The 17,164-nt window shown below is 70.1% G+C and carries 15 protein-coding genes and 1 tRNA gene; 7 read left to right on the top strand and 9 right to left on the bottom strand.

Translation table 11 applies throughout. From position 1 onward, the window contains the following. The first annotated feature begins 27 nt into the window (after window positions 1–27). Complete coding sequence (locus tag ACIQ7D_RS08920) at window positions 28–225, top strand: hypothetical protein (protein ID WP_403935337.1); 198 nt, start codon at window positions 28–30, stop codon at window positions 223–225. Continuing rightward, entirely contained in the window at window positions 222–1,553 is a 1,332-nt protein-coding gene (locus ACIQ7D_RS08915; protein ID WP_403935335.1) for an MFS transporter, read from the top strand. The genes ACIQ7D_RS08920 and ACIQ7D_RS08915 overlap by 4 nt, the downstream gene beginning before the upstream one ends. Here ACIQ7D_RS08915 and ACIQ7D_RS08910 read toward each other — a convergent pair. From ACIQ7D_RS08910 to ACIQ7D_RS08885, 6 genes are all read right to left on the bottom strand, one after another. Then, window positions 1,507–2,340 carry a S16 family serine protease gene (locus ACIQ7D_RS08910; protein WP_403935333.1) on the bottom strand — a complete coding sequence of 278 codons (834 nt, stop codon included), beginning with the start codon at window positions 2,338–2,340 and terminating at the stop codon, window positions 1,507–1,509. The genes ACIQ7D_RS08915 and ACIQ7D_RS08910 overlap by 47 nt on opposite strands. A gap of 83 nt (window positions 2,341–2,423) precedes the next feature. After that, window positions 2,424–3,065, bottom strand: a complete 642-nt coding sequence (locus ACIQ7D_RS08905; protein WP_403935331.1) for a helix-turn-helix domain-containing protein — start codon at window positions 3,063–3,065, stop codon at window positions 2,424–2,426. 499 nt (window positions 3,066–3,564) lie between these two features. After that, a complete protein-coding gene (locus ACIQ7D_RS08900) occupies window positions 3,565–5,355 on the bottom strand; it encodes a DEAD/DEAH box helicase (protein ID WP_403935329.1) in 1,791 nt (596 codons plus the stop codon). Between the two features lie 164 nt (window positions 5,356–5,519). Beyond that, complete coding sequence (locus tag ACIQ7D_RS08895; RefSeq protein WP_403935327.1) at window positions 5,520–5,888, bottom strand: type II toxin-antitoxin system death-on-curing family toxin; 369 nt, start codon at window positions 5,886–5,888, stop codon at window positions 5,520–5,522. After that, on the bottom strand, window positions 5,888–6,085 hold the full coding sequence (locus ACIQ7D_RS08890; protein ID WP_403935325.1) for an Arc family DNA-binding protein: 198 nt from the start codon (window positions 6,083–6,085) through the stop codon (window positions 5,888–5,890). Before ACIQ7D_RS08890 ends, ACIQ7D_RS08895 begins: the two co-directional genes overlap by 1 nt. Window positions 6,086–6,150: 65 nt before the next feature. Continuing rightward, window positions 6,151–7,671 (bottom strand): MFS transporter, encoded by a 1,521-nt coding sequence (locus ACIQ7D_RS08885; RefSeq protein ID WP_403935323.1) that lies wholly within the window; start codon window positions 7,669–7,671, stop codon window positions 6,151–6,153. Window positions 7,672–7,900: 229 nt separating this feature from the next. Between ACIQ7D_RS08885 and ACIQ7D_RS08880 the strand changes: the two genes are divergently transcribed. Continuing rightward, window positions 7,901–7,972: transfer RNA gene (locus ACIQ7D_RS08880), tRNA-Cys, on the top strand. A 104-nt stretch (window positions 7,973–8,076) separates the two neighbouring features. Here the strand turns inward: ACIQ7D_RS08880 and ACIQ7D_RS08875 are convergent. Then, a complete protein-coding gene (locus ACIQ7D_RS08875; protein ID WP_403935321.1) occupies window positions 8,077–8,964 on the bottom strand; it encodes a hypothetical protein in 888 nt (295 codons plus the stop codon). A 161-nt stretch (window positions 8,965–9,125) separates the two neighbouring features. Between ACIQ7D_RS08875 and ACIQ7D_RS08870 the strand changes: the two genes are divergently transcribed. The 4 genes from ACIQ7D_RS08870 to ACIQ7D_RS08855 all read left to right on the top strand — a co-directional run bounded on the left by ACIQ7D_RS08870 (window position 9,126) and on the right by ACIQ7D_RS08855 (window position 14,139). Next, window positions 9,126–11,108 (top strand): cellulase family glycosylhydrolase, encoded by a 1,983-nt coding sequence (locus ACIQ7D_RS08870; protein ID WP_403935320.1) that lies wholly within the window; start codon window positions 9,126–9,128, stop codon window positions 11,106–11,108. A gap of 105 nt (window positions 11,109–11,213) precedes the next feature. Then, on the top strand, window positions 11,214–11,660 hold the full coding sequence (locus ACIQ7D_RS08865) for a hypothetical protein (RefSeq protein ID WP_403935318.1): 447 nt from the start codon (window positions 11,214–11,216) through the stop codon (window positions 11,658–11,660). Next, entirely contained in the window at window positions 11,657–13,537 is a 1,881-nt protein-coding gene (locus ACIQ7D_RS08860; protein ID WP_403935316.1) for an alpha/beta hydrolase, read from the top strand. Before ACIQ7D_RS08865 ends, ACIQ7D_RS08860 begins: the two co-directional genes overlap by 4 nt. Next, window positions 13,534–14,139 carry a hypothetical protein gene (locus ACIQ7D_RS08855; RefSeq protein ID WP_403935314.1) on the top strand — a complete coding sequence of 202 codons (606 nt, stop codon included), beginning with the start codon at window positions 13,534–13,536 and terminating at the stop codon, window positions 14,137–14,139. Before ACIQ7D_RS08860 ends, ACIQ7D_RS08855 begins: the two co-directional genes overlap by 4 nt. Before the next feature lie 33 nt (window positions 14,140–14,172). Here ACIQ7D_RS08855 and mycP read toward each other — a convergent pair whose 3' ends face one another. Continuing rightward, window positions 14,173–15,510, bottom strand: a complete 1,338-nt coding sequence (gene mycP, locus ACIQ7D_RS08850; RefSeq protein WP_403935312.1) for a type VII secretion-associated serine protease mycosin — start codon at window positions 15,508–15,510, stop codon at window positions 14,173–14,175. 68 nt (window positions 15,511–15,578) lie between these two features. Continuing rightward, window positions 15,579–17,054 carry a hypothetical protein gene (locus tag ACIQ7D_RS08845; RefSeq protein ID WP_403935310.1) on the bottom strand — a complete coding sequence of 492 codons (1,476 nt, stop codon included), beginning with the start codon at window positions 17,052–17,054 and terminating at the stop codon, window positions 15,579–15,581. Window positions 17,055–17,164 lie beyond the last annotated feature (110 nt).

Here is a 17,164-nt window from a genome sequence, read left to right as displayed (position 1 = left end):
CGGAAGCAGATCTCAGGGGGATCCATCATGCACGCCGACATCCATCTCACACTCCACACCCTGCGCGCCGCCGAACTGCGCCGGGAGGCGGCCGCGTCCCGGGGGACCACCCGCCCCCGCCGGGCCCGTACGGACCTCCGTACCCGACTGGGCTGGTCCCTGGTCGAGTTGGGGCTGCGTCTCGTCAACCGTCCTGTGGCACGCACGAGAACGCACCTCGCATGAGCGGGCCCACGGATTCAGGCGCCCCGGAACGCTGGCCCTTCTTCGCCACCCTCGCCGCCAACACCGTCTCCATAGCCGGGAGTTCGCTGACCCTGATCGGAGTGCCGTGGTTCGTCCTCCAGACGACCGGGAGCGCCGCCGACGCCGGGATCGTCGCCTTCTGCGCGACACTGCCGGTCGTCGTCTCCGCGATCGTCGGCGGCCCGGTCATCGACCGGCTCGGGCGGCGCCGGGTCTCCGTCGTCTCCGACCTGGTCTGCGGCCTCGCCGTCGCCGCGATCCCGCTGCTGCACTACGCGGGCGTGCTGGAGTTCTGGATGCTGTGCGCGCTGATGGCCGTCAGCGGCCTCGTGCACACCCCGGGGCTCACCGCCCGTTACGTCCTGCTGCCGGACCTCGCCGAGCGCGCCGGGACGACCCTGCCGCGCGCCGCGAGCCTGTACGACGCGGTCTCGCGCGGCGCGCGGATGATCGGCGCCGCGCTGGCCGGCGTACTGATCGCCGTGGTGGGCGCGGAGGCGGTCCTGTTGCTGGACGCCGTGACCTTCGCGGGGTCGGCGGCGCTGATCGCCACCGGGCTGCGGGGCGTCGCCCCGGCGGAGCCGCAGCGCCTCGCCCCGGTCTCACTCACCACGTACCGCACCGAACTGCGCGAGGGGTACGCCTTCCTGGTGCGTGCCCGGCTGCTGCTGGGCATCACGCTGATGGTGATGATCACCAACGGCCTGGACCAGGGCTGGAGTTCGGTCCTGCTGCCGGTCCACGCCCGTGACGAACTGGGCGGCCCGGCCGATCTCGGCCTGCTCACCGCCGTGTTCGGCGGCTCCGCGCTGCTGGGCGCCCTGCTGTACGGGGCGTACGGGGAACGCTTCCCGCGCCGGGCCGTGTTCGCGGGCGCCTTCCTGCTCTGCGGGGCACCCCGGTTCGTGGTGGCGGCGCTGACGGACGGGACCCTGCCGCTGGCCGTGACGATGGCCGCGGGCGGTTTCGCGGCGGGCGTGCTCAACCCGATCCTCACCACCGTGATCTACGAGCGGGTGCCGGACGCGCTGCGCAGCCGGGTGTCCAGTGTGACCACGGCGGGGGTCGAACTGACGATGCCGCTCGGCGGACTGGCCGCGGGCCTGCTGGTCGAGCGGGCCGGTCCGGGCCACGCACTGCTGGCCGTCGGCGGGGTCTATCTGCTGGCGACGCTCAGTCCGCTGGTCTTCCCGGCCTGGCGGTCCATGGAACGTACCGCGGAGAAGGCCGCTCCGGAGACGTCCCGGGACGCGGGGAATGTCAGCAGCTCGGGACCTGGTCCTTCCGCCCCCGCTCCAGCGCCGTGAGCGACGACACCGCGCCCTTCAGCGTCGAGACCGGCACCAGCAGCATCCCCTTCGGCAGCTCGGCCTGAGCGTCCGCGCACTCCGCCTTCGGCACGAGGAAGACGGTCGCCCCGTCGCGCCCCGCCGCCTGGGTCTTCAGCGCCACCCCGCCGACCGGGCCGACCTCCCCGCCGTCGGTGATCGTCCCCGTACCGGCGATGGTGCGGCCACCGGTCAGATCGCCGCCCGCGCCATCGCCGTCGAGCTTGTCGACGATGCCGAGCGCGAAGAGCAGCCCGGCGCTGGGGCCGCCGACATCGGCGAGGTGGAGGCTGACGTCGATCCTCGCCGGGTCCTCGCCGAGCAGACCGAGCGCGGCCGTCGTCGCGGAGTTCTGCGACTCGATCATGTCCTGGGTGTTGTGCTTCCGGACCTGCTGGTCGGACTTGCCCGAGGGGTAGACCGCCTCGCGCGGCAGCACGGCCCGGTCCGCGCGGAACCAGCCCTCGGCCACATCGCCGAAGTCGACGTCGGTGGAAGGCCCCGTCGCCTCGATCGTCGTCATCCGCAACTGCCCCTCGGTCTTCCGGGTGGGCGCGCCGCTGATGGTGATGACCGGCCGGTCCTTGTTCGTGCCGAGGACGTCCGCGGTCATCCCGGGCTGCGCCACGGCATACGGCAGGGGCGCGACGCCGACGACGACGAAGAGCGCGACGACCGGGACGGCGCACACGATGAGGACGCCGGGACGCGAGAGGCGAGAGAGACGAGAGAGACGAGGGAACTTCGGGAGGCGAGAGAACACCATGTCAATGTATCTGCCGCGCGCCCTCGCCCTTCCGCCAGCGCGGAGCACCCCCGCCCGTCTCCTCCCCGAGCGCGGGGCTTCCGTCAGCGCAGGGCGTCCGCCACCTCGCGGGCGGCGTCGACCACGCGCGGACCGACCCGTTCCGGTACGGCGTCCGCGAGCATCACCACCCCCACGCTCCCCTCGATCCCGGTCACCCCGACGAGCGCCGCCGCCGCCCCGCTCGCGCCAGCCTCCAGCTCGCCGCTGGTGAGGGTGCAGCGCGGCTCGGTGAGGGCGGCCCCCCGGGCGGCGAGGATCGCCTTGCCGGCCGCGCCCCGGTCCAGTGGATGGCGGAATCCGGCCCGGTAGGCGACGTGGTAATCGGTCCAGGTCGGCTCCACGACGGCGACCGCCAGCGCCTCCGCCCCGTCGACGAGCGTCAGGTGCGCGGTCGCGCCGATGTCCTCGGCGAGCGCCCGCAGCGCGGGCAGCGCGGCCTCCCGTACCAGCGGATGCACCTGCCTGCCCAGGCGCAGCACCCCGAGGCCCACCCTGGCCCGGCCGCCGAGGTCACGGCGTACGAGCGTGTGCTGTTCGAGGGTGGCGAGCAACCGGTAGACAACGGTCCGGTTGACCCCGAGCCTGGTGGACAGCTCGGTGACGGTCAGCCCGTGGTCGGTGTCGGCGAGAAGTTTGAGGACGCGCAGTCCCCGGTCGAGCGTCTGGGAGGTCTCCGCGGTCACGACGCCCTCTCCTTCGGTATGAGTTCGGAGCGAGTTCGGAGTGAGTGGTGAGTGGTGAGTGACGACGGCGCTCTCCCTGCCCTGAGCTTCTGCCGCGCCGGATCCCGTTCCGGCGCCGCGTGGAGAGGCCACCGGCGGGCCATGGCACCACCGGCTGCGCTACGCGGCGGAGTTGCCACGGAGCGTTCACATTGCGGGGACAGTAACCATCGGTACCGCTCAGCGGAAGCCCTCGTCCAGAATCCGGGCATGAGAGGGGAGTCAATCCGCGTTAACGGTAAATGTCCGGCTGAACGGTGACGTCATGTGTTCCCATGTGAGGCGTACGGTGACGGCCGGGGGCCCCGGACAGCAGTCGTGGCCGCCGCCCGGGCTCCGGGCGGCGGCCACGCTGTGCATCAACCGTTACAACTGTCACGGCGCCTTGCTCATACCTCTACGACGTCCACACTTCACACGGCCCCCACGCGGGCCGCTTCCACCGCCCTTCACACGCTGTTCAGCGCATCCGGGTGGCCCACTCCCCCACCTTCGAGATGCGCTCCCTGAGCTGCCCCGCCGTGGCCTCCGCGCTCGGCGGCCCGCCGCACACCCGGCGCAGCTCCGTGTGGATCACGCCGTGCGGCTTGCCGCTCTGGTGGACGTACGCGCCGACCATGGTGTTGAGCTTCTTGCGCAGCTCCAGCAGCTCCTTGTGGGAGACGACGGGGCGCCGTTCGGCCGGCAGCTCCAGCAGATCGGCCTCGGTGTCCGGCTTCTTGCGGCTGTGCGCGATCTGCCGGGCCTGGCGCTTCTGGAGCAGCAACTGCACCTGGTCGGGTTCGAGGAGGCCCGGGATGCCGAGGTAGTCCTGCTCCTCCTCGCTGCCGGGGTGCGCCTGCATGCCGAACTCGGCGCCGTCGTACAGCACCCGGTCGAAGACGGCGTCGGACTCCAGCGCCTCCCAGGGCAGCATGTCGCCGGAGTCAGCGCCTTCTTCGTCCTGCTCGCGCTCGGCCTCCGCCATCTCCTTCTCGGACTCGGCGTAGGGGTCCTCCTCCCCCTCCTTCTTCGGCTTGTCGAGGACGTGGTCGCGCTCGACCTCCATCTCGTTGGCGATGCCGAGGAGGGTGGGGATGGTGGGCAGGAAGACGGAGGCGGTCTCGCCGCGCCGCCGCGACCGTACGAAACGGCCCACGGCCTGCGCGAAGAACAGCGGGGTCGAGATGGTCGTCGCGTACACGCCGACGGCGAGGCGCGGCACGTCGACGCCCTCCGACACCATCCGGACGGCGACCATCCACCGCTCCTGGCTCGCCGAGAACTCGTCGATCCGTTTCGAGGCGCCGACGTCGTCGGAGAGGACGAGCGTCGCCTTCGTCCCGGTGATCTCCCGGATGAGCTTGGCGTAGGCGCGGGCCGCGTCCTGGTCGCTCGCGATCACCAGCCCGCCGGCGTCCGGGATGCCCTTGCGCACCTCGGTGAGGCGCTGGTCGGCGGCGCGCAGGACGCTGGGCATCCAGTCGCCGCGCGGGTCGAGCGCGGTGCGCCACGCCTGTGAGATCGCGTCCTTGGTCATGGGCTCGCCGAGGCGGGCGGCGACCTCGTCGCCGGCCTTGGTGCGCCAGCGCATGTTGCCGCTGTAGCTGAGGAATATCACCGGCCGGACGACGCCGTCGCCGAGGGCGTTCCCGTATCCGTACGTGTAGTCGGCGGCGGAGCGGCGGATGCCGTCGTTGCCCTCCTCGTACGCGACGAAGGGGATCGGGTTGGTGTCGGACCTGAACGGCGTACCGGTCAGCGCGAGACGCCGGGTCGCGGGCTCGAACGCCTCCAGGCACGCCTCGCCCCAGGACTTGGAGTCGCCCGCGTGGTGGATCTCGTCGAGGATGACGAGGGTCTTGCGCTGCTCGCACCGGTTGCGGTGCAGCATCGGCCGGACCCCGACACCCGCGTACGTGATGGCGACGCCGTCGTACTCCTTGCTCACCGGTCCCGCGCTGTACTCGGGATCGAGCTTGATCCCCACACGCGCGGCGGCCTCGGCCCACTGCTTCTTCAGGTGCTCGGTGGGCGCGACGACGGTGACCTGCTGCACGACATGGTGGTGCAGCAGCCAGGAGGCGAGCGTCAGCGCGAAGGTCGTCTTGCCGGCGCCGGGGGTCGCGACGGCGAGGAAGTCACGGGGCTGCTCCTCTAGATATCGGCCGAGGGCACCTTCCTGCCAGGCACGCAGCTTGTTGGCGGTGCCCCAGGGCGCGCGGCCGGGGAAGGCGGGCGAGAGGTGGTGGGAGGAGGCGGTAGTAGTCACGGTCTCCGGTTCGGACGCTCGGTGGCGGGGGCACGGGGTACGAGCGCGCACGAAGGTACGCGTACGTACGACAACCGGGCCACCCTACCGGCGGGGTGCCCCGGTCCTCGTACGAACGAGGCCGTGGACGGGCAGGTGCGACGGGCGCCACATCCGCGGATCCGTCACCGCGCGAAACGCGACAGCACCTCCGCGATCTTCGGCATCTCCAGATCGCCCTGGCACACGCTCAACACAAACCGTTCAGCCTCGTCCACGTCGAAATCAGGATTCAGCGGATGCCCGTTCAAATGCAGGAAAACCCAGGTGGCGTACCATGCGATGCGCTTGTTGCCGTCCACGAGTGCATGATTTCGCGCCAGGGACTCCATCAGAGCCGCAGCCTTCTGCCACACGTCCGGATACGCGTCCTGGCCGAACACACTCGCCTGCGGGCGCCCCAGCGCCGAGTCGAGCAGCCCGTAGTCACGCACCTCGTCAGCACCCAGACGCTTGGCGAGTGCGAGCAACTCGGGAAGGGTCAGGTACTGCATCAGGCGAGCCTCCGGTTGAGCTCCTCACTCGCCGCCAGCACGTGGTCCGCCGCCTCGTTGAAAAGGCGCGAACGCTCGTTTATGGCGGTGATGACCGCCTCGTGGGCGAACGACTGCATGCTGCGGCCCTCCGCCTCCGCGCGCTCGCGCAGTGCATCCAGCTCTTCGTCGGTGAACCTCAGATTCAGACCAGCCATGCCCGTATGGTACCGCGTGGTACCACGCGGCCACGAGCTTTCGGTCCTCACCCGGCGGCACCAGCTCAGCGCACAGCGACGCGGACCCGCGTAGCCACCCACACCCCCACCAGCGCCACCACCGCCATCGGCAGGAACACCGCCGCGAACGCCGTCGGGTGCGACGCGGTGGCCGCCGCGCCCGAGGCGGCGTGGCCCGCCGCGCCCACCGCGCCGCCGCCCAGCGCCGCGAACGCCGCGCCGCCCGCCGCCAGCAGCAGGACGTTCGACAGCCCGTCGGAGATCTGGAGCGCCGCCGAGTTCGCGCCCGCCTCCTCCGGCGCCGAGAGCTGGAGCAGCAGCACACTGGTGGAGGCGATCACCGCGCCCATGCCCAGGCAGCCGAAGGCCCAGGCGACCGCCACGATCCACACCGGCACCGCCTCGATCAGCACGCTCGGCGCGGTCGCGATGGCCAGCGCCACCAGGACCATGCCGCCCGCCATGAGCCGGCCCCGGTACGGCTCCATGCGCGGCCGGGACTGCACGTACGAGCCGAGCGCCCAGGTCGCGCCGCCGACCGCCAGCGAGAGCCCGGCCATCGTCGGCGACAGACCGCGCTGCGTGACCAGCATCAGCGGTACGAAGCTCTCCGCCGCGATGAACGCCCCGGAGGCGACCCCGCGCAGCAGCACCACGGAGGGCAGCCCGCGCGCCGCGCGCCAGGTCCCGCCGGGCAGCAGCCCGAGGACGGCGGGCACCAGGAACGCCACGCCCGCCGCGGCCGGCAGGAGCGAGAGGAGGCGCAGATCCTGGCCCGCGTACTGGAGGAGCGCCGCGCCCAGCGAGATCCCGAGCGCGAACCGGATCCTGCGCCGGTCGAAGCCGGCCGCGGGCCCCGACGGGTCGGCGGGCCCGGACGCCATCCGCCGGATCGCGGGCACCGCGAAGACCAGCGGCGGTACGACGAGGACGGGGATGCCGACGAAGACCCAGCGCCAGCCGAGGTGTTCGGTGACGGTCCCGGCGGCGAGCGGCCCGACGACGGACGGAACGACCCAACTCGCGGCGAGCGCGGCCATCATCGCGGGCCGCAGCCGCTGCGAGTAGGCGCGGCTGATGACCACGTACAGGGCGACGATGACCAGCCCGCCGCCGAGCCCCTGGACCGCCCGGCCGAGGACGAACAGCCACATGGAGCCGGCCGCACCGGAGAGCAGCAGCCCGGCGGCGAAGGCGCTGACACCGGTGACGAGCGGCGCGAGCGGCCCGTCGCGGTCGGACCACTGTCCGGAGAGCACCATGGCGAAGAGGCTGGTCGTGAAGTACGCGGAGAAGGCGAAGGCGTACAGCGACACGCCGTCCAGCTCACGCGCGGCGACCGGCATCGCCGTGCCGACCGCGGTCGCCTCGAAGGCGATCAGCAGCACGACGGAGACGATGGCGATGCTGAGCGCCCGGTGCTCCGGCCCGAGCACACCGCCGCGCCACCCGGAGACGGGGGCGGGGACGGTGGCCGGGACGGGCGGAGGTGTGGCGCTGGGACCGGATATGCCGGAGGGGGCGGCGGGGGCGGCGCCGGCGTCGCCTGGTTCCAGTGCGGTCATTGGTTCAGCGTAAGGGTCATCTCGCGGGTTGGGCCCTGTCGCCGGGTGGATCTTCGCTGGGCCGTTGGTCGTAGGACCACGCGCGGCGCGTCCGTGAACGGCGTGTGGCAGTCACGTTGCACGGCGCCGGAAAGCCTTGAGCCGCGCCGTCCGCCCTCGTACGGTCGGAGACAGCGGAAACAGCGAGGACAGCGGAGACAGCGGTAGGACACGACACCGCGCAGCGCACGGCCGTGTGCCCGAGTGGTTCAGGGGCTCGACTGCAAATCGAGTTACGTGGGTTCGATTCCCGCCACGGCCTCGGTCTCCGTACGCGTACGGGCCGCCCCATCGACACCGGGGCGGCCCGTTCCGCTGTGCGAGGGGGGCCAGGGAGGCCAGGGGGGGCAAAGGAGGCTAAGGGGGCTAAGGGGCGTCCGCGTACCGGTCGAAGGTCTCGGTGCCGGTACCGCCGGACGTCCACGCCACGCTGAGCGCGCCGTCGAAGAAGGTGAAGTCGCCGCTGCGGTCCTCGGACTCCACCGGTACGTCGTCACGGGAGCAGATCAGCGCGAAGCGGTACTTCTTGCCCGGCTCCGTCACCGTGCGCAGACCTTTGCACTCCAGGTCGCCCTTGACGTACACCATCGTGATCTTGCTGTCCTTCTGGATGGTCTCGACGTCCTCGCCCTTGAGGACGCCCAGGACCCCGCTGCCCGAGGAGGACCGCCACATCCCCTCCATACCGGTACCGGTGGGCCCGGCGTCGGAGGGCTCCGGGTGGGACGTTTCCGAGTCGGTTTCGGGGTCGGTTTCGGGGTCGGACGTTTCAGGGGCGCCGGTCTCCTCCGTCGCCCCGGTCGACTCCGCGCCGGACGGACCGGAGCTCGCGGCGACATCCTTGCCGTCGCTCCCGTCACCGTCCCCGCCGGTCGCCAGCCAGACGCCGCCCCCGGCGAGCAGTACGACGGCCGCCACGGCGCCGGCCAGCAGGGCGGCCCTGCGGCGGCCACCGGGGCGCTGCCCGGGGTGAGGCGGCTGGGGCGGCTGGGGCAGGTAGGGCGGCGGGGCCCCCTGGTAGCCCTGATGGCCCTGGCCCTGGTAACCGCCGTAGGCGGGCGGGGGCGGGGCCGGCTGCGCGTACGGGTTGCCCTCGACGGGGGCCCCCTGCGGGGGTGCCTGCGGCTGAGGGGGAAGCGAGTACGGCCCCGGCTGGCCGCCCTGGCCCGGCTGCCCCGCTTGGCCCGGCTGCGCCGGCCGGTCCCGCGGAGCCCCTGAACCGTCGGAAGCGGGTGGATACGGCGGCTGGCTCATCAATCTCCCTCGTTGGCGTACGACATGGTTGCAGGAGCAACGCCGGTCGGATCAGCATATGTTGAACGCCCACCTGGGGCAGGTCCGAGGTCGCCCGCCCCATGCGGCCGCCGCGACAGATCCCTTGACTACCCGTCAGTAGCTGCCCCACTGTTGTGTCCATGACGGCATCCGGGGCGGGACCGCGCACGGCACGTCGCACCACACGTCGCACCACACGTCGTACGGCCCGCGGATGCGCGCTGTTCGGCGCCGTACTGACGCTGCTGACCGGGGTCGCGCTCGGCGGCCCGGGAACCGCCGCGGCGGAGAGCACCCGGGCCACGCCGTGGTTCGACGACCGGGCGGCCACCGAGGTCTCCGTCGACGGCGCCCGGTTCACCGACGGCCACGGCCGCGAGGTCGTCCTGCGCGGATTCAACGTCTCCGGCGAGACCAAACTCGACGAGAACGGCGGCCTGCCCTTCGCCGACGTGGCGGACGCCCGTAGATCGGCGGCCGCCCTGCGCTCGCTGACCGGCGGGAACGCCGTACGCTTCCTGCTCTCCTGGGCCCATGCCGAACCCGAGCCGGGCCGGATCGACACCGCCTATCTGCGCGGCGCCACCGAGCAGATCAGAGCCCTCCTCGACGCCGGACTGCGGGTGTTCCCCGACTTCCACCAGGATCTGCACTCCCGGTACCTCTTCGACAAGGACAGTTGGTACACGGGCGACGGCGCGCCCCGGTGGGCCATCGAGGCGGGCGGGTACCCGCGCGAGTCCTGCGGCGTCTGTGTCCTGTGGGGCCAGAACATCACCCAGAACCAGGCGGTCAAGAGCGCGACCCGGGACTTCTGGAGCAACCGCGTCCTCGGCATCCCCGTACAGACCGCGTTCCTCGACACCGCGCAGAAGACGATGACGTACCTCGCGCAGAACCTCGACGCGGACGAGTTCGCGGGCATCGTCGGCTTCGACCCGTACAACGAGCCGTTCGCGGGCGAGTACGCGGCCGGCCAGACCAGCCGCGCCTGGGAACGGGACGTGCTCTGGCCGTTCTACGAGAAGTTCCGCTCCCGCATGGACGCGGCGGGCTGGCGCGACAAGCCGGTCTTCGTGGAGCCCAACATGTTCTGGAACGCCAATCTGGACTTCGCGCGGCACGAGGGCGGCCTCCTCGACGCGGGCACCGTCGGCGCGCGCTACGTCTTCAACACGCACTTCTACGACCAGAAGGCCATCTCCGGCGTCTTCATGTGGGGCAAGGCCGAGGACGGCCAGTACTCCAAGGACTTCACGACCGTCCGGGACCGCTCGGCGGCGCTGGGCACCACCGGGATCGTCAGCGAGTTCGGCCACCCGCTGAACGGTATGACCGCCGACAAGGCGCCCACCGTGAACAAGGCGCTGTACCAGGCACTCGACTCCCGGCTGCCGGGGGCGAGCTGGTGGACGGGGGCGGCCCGTTCGGGGCCGGTGCTTTCGGGCACGCAGTGGCAGTGGGACATCTACAGCGGGCGCCACCGCGAGGCGATGAACGGCAACCCCGGCAAGATCCTCACCCAGGGCGACGCGTGGAACGACGAGGACATGTCCGCCGTCGGACTCGACGCCTCGGGCCAGGCCGTCCTGCGCCAGGACGCCCGGCTGCTGGATCGGCTCTACCCGGGCGCGGTGGCGGGCCGTACGGTCGCCTTCACGTACGAGGACCGCTCCCGCGACGGCGGTACGGCCCTGACCTGGAACCGGATCCCCGACACCCTGCCCAACACCGCCCGCCTGGTGGGCACCGGCCGGTACGGGATCCTGGTCTGGCGCTCCGAGGGCGCCACCCGCGCCCCCACCCAGCTCCATCTGCCGAACGGCTTCACCCCCGCCTCCACCACGGTCGTCTCCGACCTGGGCACGGCGACCGGCCTGCCCGCCTACACGGCCCAGGGCCAGACCGCCGACCACGCTCTGGCATCCGCCACCGAACCCGGCACCACCAGCGCCCAGCGCCTCCTGCTGACGGCCCCACCCGCGTCGGACAGCGCGGGCACCCTCCACTACGCCCTGGTGGCGGAAGGCCCCACGACACCGGAGGTGCGCGCCGCTGCCCAGCGCGAACTGACGGCGTGGGCGGCGTCCGCGGCGTTCCCGGGGCTGCCGGCGGCTCCGTGAACAGCCACCGTCCCGCACCACGGTGTCGTGTGCGTCCGCACACCCCGTCCGCTACCTTGATCCGGATACGGGGACACGGGGCACGGCGCGGGGGGAGACCCAAGCATGACAAACAGTCCGTACTCGGACGAGTGGCAGCGACTGTTCGACATGGCGGGCCGCAGCGGCGACAGCTCGGCGGACGCACGGATGTCACTGGCCTCGGCCTCGGCGGGAAACACCGGTGGGGAGCCGGACCTGCGCCACAGCGACGGCCCGTGGACCAGAGCCGCCGGTGTCGCCGAGGAGTTGCGCACCAGCATCACTGCCGCGAAGAGCAGGCTCACCTCCGCGCATGAGGGAAGTGCGACGGGCACCGAGGGTCTGACGGCCATGGGCACCCTGAAATCGGTACTCATCTCCTGGGAAGAGCGACTGAAGTCGGTTCAGGACGAGTGCGGTTCCCTCGCCCCGAAGTTGCGGCTGGTGGCTCAAGGCCAGGGGGAGCGCGAAGTGACGGTGAAGTCCTCCTTCGCGGGACTCGACAAGCCGGCCGACGCAAAGGCGAAGTGACTCCTGTGCTGACGTGGCAGCAGTTGCGCGACCTGAAGTACGCGGAGCTCCAGGACGCGGCCGACGGCTGGGCCGAGGTGAGCAATCGGGCCGACGCAGCCCGTGACCGGGTGAGCAACGAGATGACGAACAGGCTCACGGAGTCACAGAAGGGCGAGGCCGCGAGCGCGGCGCTCACCCGACTGGTGCGGCTCGACCGGAACTTCGAGTACCTCTATGCCGAGTGCGGCTTGATCCGTACGACACTGAACAGCCTCGCCTTCGAACTGAGCGGGTCACAGACACAGTTGAAGGGCGCTCTGCAGGAGGCCGCTCACCTCAAGTTCACCGTGCACCCGGACGGTTCGGTGAGCTACCCGGCCGACGGCGAGAACATCATCGACGGCACACGGCTGCCCGGGGGCAGCGCGACGGGCGCATACAGCCCCTCGCTCGGTCCCTCCTCCGGGGCCCCTCCGCTGGCTCCGCCCAATCCGAACCACGCCAAGGCCCAGGACATCGCCGACCGCATCCTGAAGGCGGTCAACGAGGCCAGGGAGACCGACAGACGGTTCAGTGAGACCTTGGCCAAGCTCAAGGCGGCTCCCGGCCTTGCCGTCGACACGAAGACCTGGACGGACGCCGCCGCGGACGCCGCTGCGGTCCGTGACGTGGCGGACGACTACCTGAAGGACAACATCCCGCAGGACAAATCCCCCGCGGAGCGGAGGGCGTGGTGGGCCGGTCTCACGCCGGAACAGCGAGAGGAGTACCGGGCCGTCTACCCGGATGTGATCGGCAACCTGGACGGAATCCCGGCCGAGACCCGCGACATGGCCAACCGCGACAACCTGCAGTTGCTGATCGGAAAGCTGGAGGGCCAGAACAGCGAGGCAGCGCAGAGCCAACTGGCCGGTCTGAAGTCGATCGACGGCCAGTTGCGCGCGGACCCGCAACCGGGCGTACCCCCCATGTACCTCCTTGGCATCGGCGACCAGGGAAACGGCCGGGCAATCGTGTCCTTCGGGAACCCGGACACAGTGAAGAACGTCTCCGCCTACGTTCCTGGTCTGGGCACGGCTCTGGACGAGAGCTTCGCGAAGAACGACGTACAGCGGGCACGCGACACGGCCGTCGGCGCGGCCGCCTACGACGAGTCGAGCGCCGCGATCGTCTGGCTCGGCTACGACGCGCCGCAACTCCCGGCCGAGCAACTGGCCGACAACGCCGGTGTGATGTTCGATCGCGACGCCAGAGCCGGGGCCCAGGCCTACAACAAGTTCATGGCAGGCATCTCGGCAACAAACCAGAATACCGATCCGCATGTCACTGCCATCGGCCACTCCTACGGTTCCTTCACCGTGGGGCAGGCAGCACAGCAGAGCGGCGGCATCCCGGGCGCCGACGACATCGTGCTCCTCGGCAGCCCCGGCACGGGCGCAGACTCAGCCAAGGACCTCGGCGTAGGCAAGGGCCATGTATATGTCGGCGCCGCGGACAACGACCCGGTGACCATGATGCCCAGCAAGGACGAATCGAGCGCCCTCGGAGCCGGCACAGCGGGCGGAGCCTCCGCCGGACTGGTGCTCGGGCTCGGCATGGGAGGCCCTGCCGGTGGCCTGATCGGTGCTGCGGCGGGCGGCGTGGTCGGCGGCATCGCCGGCTTCAGCTCATCGGAGGACGAGAGCCAGATCTGGTTCGGCACGGACCCGGCGCACAAGGACTTCGGCGCGACGCGCTTCAAGGTGGACGACGGGGCACGCCCGTTCGTCGACGGGCAGGGGGCGACACCGGCCCACTCTAACTACTTCAATCCTCTGAAAGACCCTGAGTCGGCGGACAACATCGCAAAGATCGTCGCGGGCCAGGACGGTCTCACGGTTCAGGAGCATCGATGACCAAGAAACTGCGCTCCTCTCTGGCCACAATCCTGATGCTGATGGCGGTGACCGGATGCAGCATCCCGGGAAGCAATTGGAGCGAGAAGAAGGAAGGGCAAATGGCAAGCAAGATCAGCTTGCAAGAAGCAGCCGAGAAAGCCGACGCGATCATGTTGGACACCATCTCGTCGGTGCAACCAACTCTAGATTGGGTACATTACGCGCCAACGAAGAGCGGGTGCGGCGACTACACCATCGACGGTAAGGAAACAGGGGCAGCAACCCGGCGTGCCGCAGTGATGACCATCGTGTCGGAAGAGCGACGAGGCAACCTGCTCGGTGTACTGGAACGACTGTGGAAGAAGCGGGGGTACAAAATCACCGGGACGAACCCTTCAAAAGCGCACCCAGCCATTTTCGCCCAGACGCCGGAAGACTTCCGAATGAGTGTCGTGGTGGGCGCCAAAGGCCAGTTCTTCTTCTCTCTTGCGACCCCGTGCTTCATCGAGTCCGAAGTCGCCCCGCCCAGGACAGAAGCCAACGGAACACCCTTCGAGGGGGAGCACGTCCCCTCCCCCTCCGTGCACTCCGACTTCTGGTCCGCGACCACCGCTCCCTGAAGAGCCCGTCAACGGCCCCGGTAACTCGCCGTCTCAAAGGCCGGAACCGGGAGGGGCATTACGCGGATCGCCGTACACCTGCCCCTGCCCCTGCCCAGGCTGCGGTGGAGCATAAGCAGGCGGGTACGGCGCGTAAGCCGGAGCAGGCGGCGACACCGGCGCCGCCGAGGCCGCTGCGGCGCGACGGCGGGACCGGACGACCAGTACGGCGGCCGCACCGCCCAGAAGCACGGCAGCGCCCACGCCCACGCCGATCCAGAGACCGGTATCGCCGCCTCCGTCCGACGCGGCGGCGGACTCCTTGGTGTCTGCCTTGTCATCGGCGGCGGCGCCTGCGGCCTTGGAGGCCTCGGCCGAGGGAGAAGGCGACTTGGCTTCAGCGGCTAGGAGATCCGGCAGGGGGTATTCGTCCGCCGGTTCGAGACTACCGGGAGTATTGATCGCTCGAAGCGGCCGGATGGCCCCGTAGCCGACATAGTCATTGCGCTTGTTGCCACTCGTCGGACCACCGGCCGTGTTGAGCATGGCCCGGAGCACCTGGTTGTTGTTCCACTCAGGGCGCTTGGACCAGATCAGCGCGGCGGCGGCTGAGGCAATGGCGGTCGCGTCACTGGTGCCGTGCGATTTGCACAGCCCCGTGTCCGAGGTCTTACAGGCATGAACCATGTCCATGCCAGGTGCAGCAAAGTCCACTTGCGGACCCCACTGAGACTCTTCAGACTTGTTGAGATCCTTACCGACAGCCCCGATCGCCACAACACCAGGGGTCGCTGCCGGGTAAGCCAAAGATGAGTCACCACTGTTCCCCGTGGAGGCGAATACCAAAGAGCCCTTGCCAAGGGCGTACTTGACGGAATCCGCCATCTCCTGGGAGCCTTCGCGCACGCTCATCGAGATGTTAATTACTCGGGCGCCGGAATCAGCAGCATAGCGAATCGCTGTCGAGACAGAGGTGTTGAATTCGGCAACTTCCGCGTCCTGGTTGGAGTCCCAGCCGGCGTCATGCACGCGAATCGGAAGGATTTTAGCTCCCGGAGCCAGGCCGAACGCACCATCCCCCCCGCCGCTCTTCCCGGTACCGGCAATCAGGCCAGCCATGCTGGTGCCATGCCCTTTAGGGTCAGAATGCTCATCACCCGATTCCTTCGGAGTCAGGTCCTTGCCTTTGAGGACTTGCCCCTGCAGATCGGGGTTCGTGTCATCAACTCCGGTGTCGATGACCGCCACCGTCACACCCTTGCCCGTACTGACCTTCCAGATGTTTTCAGCACCCATGACATCCAGATGCCACTGCTGTGAGCGGATGGAATCCGCGTAGGCAGGCGAGACTGCCCCGCCCACAAGTAGTCCCCCCAGAACGGCGGCAACCATCGCCCGACTTTGGGACCCCGGACGGCTGCTGATACGCATCTGCTCTCCCACACCGTTTCCCTGCGACATCAGTCGATGACCGGCGGCACGATACGTCGCCCACCCTGCTGCCAGGTCTCCTCGTCCTCGACGAGGTAGTCCGGACGGTTTCCCTGGGACTCCTCACGGCGACGTGCCGTGCCGTTGGAACGTGGCGCAGCGGCTCCACCACGTGCTGCTTGACCGGCTTGTCTGCCTTCACCGTTCGCACCGCGTACCAGGCCGGATCCTCCCGGAGTGAACGGGCGCCCGGCGGTGGTGCCGGGCTGCTGTGGACGGCCTCCGACGATTCCGCCGGCCTCGCTTCCGAGCCGGCGTCCCCCGGCCACTCCTCCCTGGCCGGAGCTCACACCGCCCGGACCGCTGCCCATGCCGTTTGCCATCGGCGGACGCCCGTGCAAGCTCTCTCCACCGATGACCGTGCCCCGGGGGATTCCTCCGGTAGGCCGGCCCGAGTTGGGCGGGATGGGCCGGCCGCCGACAATCCCACGCTCCTGCGGCGGCCGCGCGGTCGGACCACCGGTAGGTCCGCCCTGCCCTGGCAGCAGTGGAGCCCGTACTCCGGCGCTGGGTCTCCCTGAGCCCGGCTGTCCCGGAATCGGGGCGGGACTTCCACCGAATGAGGGCGGCATCATTCCCAATGCGGGCGTCTCGGGGCGACTGCCTGTCACCGGAGGGGTCGGGGTTGCGGAGGAAGGCGTCAGCGTCGTCGACGGTGTCGCCCCACCAGCGATTTCCGTGGTGGTGGACCGCTCAGGTGCCGTTGCAAGCGGAGGCGGCTCTGCGGCCGCACGGGACTGAGGCGTAACTGCCCCGCCCTCACTGTGCGAGGACAGCGAAGCGTTAACGCCGCCAGGTGTAGTTGAGCCACTGCCGTTTCCGCCGCGGCCGAGGCCCTGCTCATTGTTATCAACCATGCCATCGTCCGGCACGAACGCCCCCGGCGGCGGCTGAAAAGTAGGCGCCTCCAGCTTCGTCATCTCCGTCTGGGCCTGCTGGTACGACTGCGACAGCTTCCTCATCTGGTCGGCGGCTTCCAGACGGCTCTTCTCCGCCCCCGCGTCCAGCGTCGCCTGGGACTTGCGCGCCACCAGGCCCGCGTCCGGGTCGTTGTGGTGTTCGGTCGCCGCCGCGAGGTTGCCCTTGGCGCCCGCTACGTCGCGCGGGATGGAGCTCTGCGCGAGCGCGATCGCGTCGGACGCCCGGGCGAGCCACTTCGAGGCGTCGTCGCTGTACTCGGCCAGCCGGTAGGTCGAGCTGGCCAGGCTCGCCCCCCAGCTTTCGAAGGCGTCCTTGCCCTTGCCCTCCCACTCCACCCGTTGCGGGCGGAACTGGAACTGCTGGGCGATGTCCCGGATTTCGGCGGCCGCGGCCGACAGCCGGTCGGCCGCCGCCTGTACCGTCCCGCTGTTCGCCTTGTCGAGCCACGCCAGCATCTGCTCGTGAGACATGGCTTCGAAGGAGGTCGATCCGCCGCCCCCGTTGTGTTCGCCGTACTCCGCCATCCCGATGTCCTACCTGTTCCCCGTAGTCCCCGTGGTTCCCGTTGTTCCCGTGGTTCCCGTGGTTCCCGTTGTTCCCGTGATCCCCGCGGTTCCGTGATTCCCGTCCGACC

The sequence above is a fragment of the Streptomyces sp. NPDC096310 genome, from assembly GCF_044763125.1.
Classification (GTDB): domain Bacteria; phylum Actinomycetota; class Actinomycetes; order Streptomycetales; family Streptomycetaceae; genus Streptomyces.
Note: the sequence above shows the minus strand (reverse complement) of the source record. Positions and strands in the feature narration are given on the sequence as shown.